The organism is Flavobacterium sp., from assembly GCF_036405015.1.
GTDB lineage: Bacteria > Bacteroidota > Bacteroidia > Flavobacteriales > Flavobacteriaceae > Flavobacterium.
In genome coordinates this window covers 1-3,847 of record NZ_DASWYK010000110.1, presented here as the reverse complement: position 1 = coordinate 3,847, position 3,847 = coordinate 1, and the positions used below count along the sequence as shown (strand labels likewise).

The 3,847-nt window shown below is 32.5% G+C and carries 4 protein-coding genes; 3 read left to right on the top strand and 1 reads right to left on the bottom strand.

The features are described 5' to 3' along the window. On the top strand, nucleotides 1-1,258 hold a 1,258-nt coding region (locus VGE71_RS08515), incomplete at its 5' end, for an NAD(P)/FAD-dependent oxidoreductase (protein WP_331137939.1). A 112-nt stretch (nucleotides 1,259-1,370) separates the two neighbouring features. Here VGE71_RS08515 and VGE71_RS08510 read toward each other — a convergent pair. After that, a complete protein-coding gene (locus VGE71_RS08510) occupies nucleotides 1,371-2,600 on the bottom strand; it encodes a multidrug effflux MFS transporter (protein ID WP_331137938.1) in 1,230 nt (409 codons plus the stop codon). A 146-nt stretch (nucleotides 2,601-2,746) separates the two neighbouring features. Between VGE71_RS08510 and VGE71_RS08505 the strand changes: the two genes are divergently transcribed. Together VGE71_RS08505 and VGE71_RS08500 are read left to right on the top strand one after the other, a co-directional pair. After that, nucleotides 2,747-3,163, top strand: a complete 417-nt coding sequence (locus VGE71_RS08505; RefSeq protein ID WP_331137937.1) for a hypothetical protein — start codon at nucleotides 2,747-2,749, stop codon at nucleotides 3,161-3,163. An 87-nt stretch (nucleotides 3,164-3,250) separates the two neighbouring features. Further along, complete coding sequence (locus VGE71_RS08500) at nucleotides 3,251-3,634, top strand: hypothetical protein (RefSeq protein WP_331137936.1); 384 nt, start codon at nucleotides 3,251-3,253, stop codon at nucleotides 3,632-3,634. Nucleotides 3,635-3,847 lie beyond the last annotated feature (213 nt).

Genomic DNA, 3,847 nt, shown 5'->3' with positions numbered 1-3,847 from the left:
AGTCATTATTGGAGGCGGATTTGCGGGACTAAATCTAGCAAAAGAGCTTGTAAATCAGCCTCAAATACAAGTAACACTTGTAGACAAAAATAATTATAACTTTTTCCCACCACTTATATATCAAGTTGCTACGGCTTTTTTAGAGCCATCGAGCATTAGTTATCCATTTAGAAAGTTTTTTGCAGGAAAGAAAAATCTGCAATTTAGACTAGGCGAGTTATTATCTGTTTCTCCTGCAGAAAAGAAAATTACTTTGAGTAACGGAGATTTAGAGTATGACCACCTTGTTTTTGCAACTGGAGCAGAAACGAGTTATTTTGGCATGGAAAACGTAATGAAAAATGCTATTCCGATGAAAACCTTAAATGATGCCATCGTAATGCGTAATACATTGCTTAAAAACCTTGAAAAAGCTGCCATTTGTAAAGACATGCGTAAAAGACGTAAATTACTTACAATTGTTGTAGCAGGAGGGGGGCCAACAGGAGTGGAGGTTTCTGGAATGTTTGCAGAAATGCGAAAAAGCATTCTTTTAAAAGAATATCCGGAATTAGATACATCAGCAAGTAATGTTTATTTGGTTGACGGAGGCGATGCTTTATTAGCTCCAATGAGCAAAGATTCTCAAAAAGATACATTAGAAGCTTTAACCAAATTAGGTGTTGTAGTAAAATTAAACACCAAAGTTGTTGATTACGTTGATGACACAGTAGTTTTTGAAAACGGAGAAACAATCAAAACCAAAAACTTAATTTGGGCTGCCGGAGTTTCTGCTAAAATATTTGAAGGAATTCCAAAAGAAAGTTACGGACGAGGCAGACGTATGGCAACAGATGCTTATAACAAGGTAAATGCCGTTGATAATATTTATGCTATTGGAGATACTGCCATAACTTCTGGTGATGCAAAATTCCCAGATGGACATCCACAAGTTGCTCAGGTTGCCATTCAACAAGGATTAAATCTAGCTAAGAACTTTAAAGCAATGGCTGAGAACAAACCTCTTAAACCTTTTGCTTACAAAGACAAAGGTTCGATGGCAATCATCGGAAGAGCAAAAGCCGTTGTTGATTTACCAAGTCCAAAATGGCATTTTAAAGGATTCTTTGCCTGGATTATTTGGCTATTTATCCACTTAATTTCATTAATTACATACAGAAACAGATTAAACACATTCTGGAACTGGATGGTAGCATATTTTGCAAAAGATCAATCGCTTAGAATGATCATTAGACCTGATAAAAAGATACAAAGCTAAAGAGCAAATTCCAAATTCCAATAAAAAAGCCAAAATCACTAGATTTTGGCTTTTTCTATTTACTAATTTCTTGGAATTTGGAATTTTAAAAAATTGGAATTTCTATTAAATTTTAGTGCCCAATCATAATATCATCAGAATTCGAGATCGTCACTTTATTTTTTATAAATCGTTTTCCAATATTTAAAATCACGAATGCAGTAATTGTTGTAGTTGTCATAATGGCAACCATCGGACCAACAGAATCTTTAACAAAAACACCAACTGCAAACGAAGCCAAAGCGCCTAATCCTAATTGGATTGCGCCCATTAAAGCAGATGCACTTCCAGTATTTTTAGCAAATGGCGCAAGAGTAAGACCAGCAGTATTTGGGTTTGAAATTCCTAAACAAGCTAAAAACAAAAACAACATTCCGATAGTTTGATACAATCCTAAAAGATCATTTAAAGCTAAAACTAAAAAGATAATACTAATGATGGATTGAGAAATCAAAGCTCCAAAAATCATTTGTTCACTAGAAAATCTCTTCAACAACATTGAATTCAATTGACTTGAACCAATAAAACTTACTGACATCAAGGCAAAAATCCAACCATAAGTTTTAGCATCAACGTGGTAAATATCCATAAAAACAATAGGAGATGCCGCGACATAAGAAAACAATCCCGAAAATGCGATTGCTCCCGTAAAAGCATAAGTGTAAAATTGAGGCTCTTTTAACACTGAAATAAAGTTCGTTATAATCGGTTTTGGTTTTAATGAAATTGAAGCGTCTGGTTTATAAGTATCTGGAAGTCCAATTTGCGAAGCAGCCAAAATTACGATTCCCATACACATTAAGATAAAAAATACAGCATGCCAACCTAAATCTTCTGTTACATAACCACCAATTGTAGGCGCCAGCATTGGCGAAAGCCCAACAACAAGCATAAGAAGCGAAAATACTTTAGGTATATCTTTCACCGGAAATAAATCACGAACCATAGCTACAGAAGCTACAGTTGCGGCACAACTTCCAATTGCCTGAACAAAACGAAGTAATATAAAACTATCAATATCAGCAACATAAATACATCCTAAAGATGCTAAAATGTAAACAAGCAAACCAATAAATAAAGGTTTTTTACGACCAAAACGATCTAATAAAGGTCCATAAAGCAATTGTCCAGCAGAAATTCCGATGAAATAACTGGATAAACTCATAGAAACTTTTGCTACAGTTGTATTTAAATCTTTTGCAATTCCTGAGAAACCAGGCAGATACATATCAATTGAAAAAGGACCAAGGGCGGTTAAAGATCCCAAAATAAGGATCAGTTTAATATATTTTTTTGTTGTCATTTTCTTAAAAAACGGCTTTTAATTTTTTGCAAAGGTAAAGATTTCATACCTTGTAGTATAACTTAATGAAGTTTATAACAATAAATTAAAGTATTTGCCAGCGTTACTTGGCGTAACTATTTATTAATCTTTAAATTAGAAAAATTATGAAAAAGTACCTTTTACTATTAGCCGTTTTATTCTCATCAATTTCATTCGCTCAAACTATTACATCTAAACAAGAAGAGGCCAGTGTTGCACAATACGAACTCTTAAAAAAAGTAAACCAATATTATCCAGACATCACATTAAGTAAATCTGTTACCAATTTTTACGCCGATGGAAATATCATTGACACACAACAGGATTTCGATTTAAGAGGAACAAAATTCTCAAGTTATAAATTAGGAATCGAGCCTGGCAACAAAAAAGTGGTATTTGATTATGTATCAACTGAAGCTGGTCACGTGTATGGCGATGTTACCATATTTAACGGAAACGCTTTAAGAACGACTTTTAATGAAAAAACAAATCAAATTGATGTTTCATTAAACGGAAAGTCAGTTTTCTTGAAAAAATTATAATTTTTGTTCACCATAAAAAAAGCATCGCAATATTGTGATGCTTTTTTGGTTTATATTTGGTTCAAATTTTTAATAAAACCGTTTACGATGAAAAAATTTCTTTTTATAGCATTTTTGATCTCTCTAAAATCATTTTCACAAAATAGTTTCTCAGGAACCTGGAGCAACGAGAATTGCAAAGATTGTAAAAAGGAATATATTTTTACGATTACCATAGCACAATCTAATTATGCAATTGTTGGAACTGCAGAAATCACAAGCGAAACTAAAAAAGAATTAAATTCTGGAGTTTTGGATGTTTCTGGACATGTTTATCCACATGGCGATAAAGCGCAAATCAAACTTAAAGATAAAAACGGATTATCATCAAGTGCTGTATTAATGACAAGTGAAGGAGTTTTACAATTTACAAAACGTGGTGGCGCAGATTTAGTTCCTAATGAAATCATTTTGAATAAAATATATGAATAACTCTATTTTTGAGTTAGATCTATTTTGACCTATAATTTATATTATGTAAAATAGAATATTTTAAAAAGTACCTGTCATTCATTATAGAACTTTTATTTTGTACCAGTGCTTTAATTTATACGATTAACAAAACCTCATTCTTTTCGATAAACGATAATTTTGTTTTTGAAAAACTAAATATTTAAACCTCGTGTAAATTCGCTGTATGATTTT

Bases quoted from the DNA above. Each gene is read 5' to 3' on its own strand.
- VGE71_RS08510 (WP_331137938.1), bottom strand. From the start codon at position 2,600: ATGACAACAAAAAAATATATTAAACTGATCCTTATTTTGGGATCTTTA.
- VGE71_RS08505 (WP_331137937.1), top strand. From the start codon at position 2,747: ATGAAAAAGTACCTTTTACTATTAGCCGTTTTATTCTCATCAATTTCA.
- VGE71_RS08500 (WP_331137936.1), top strand. From the start codon at position 3,251: ATGAAAAAATTTCTTTTTATAGCATTTTTGATCTCTCTAAAATCATTT.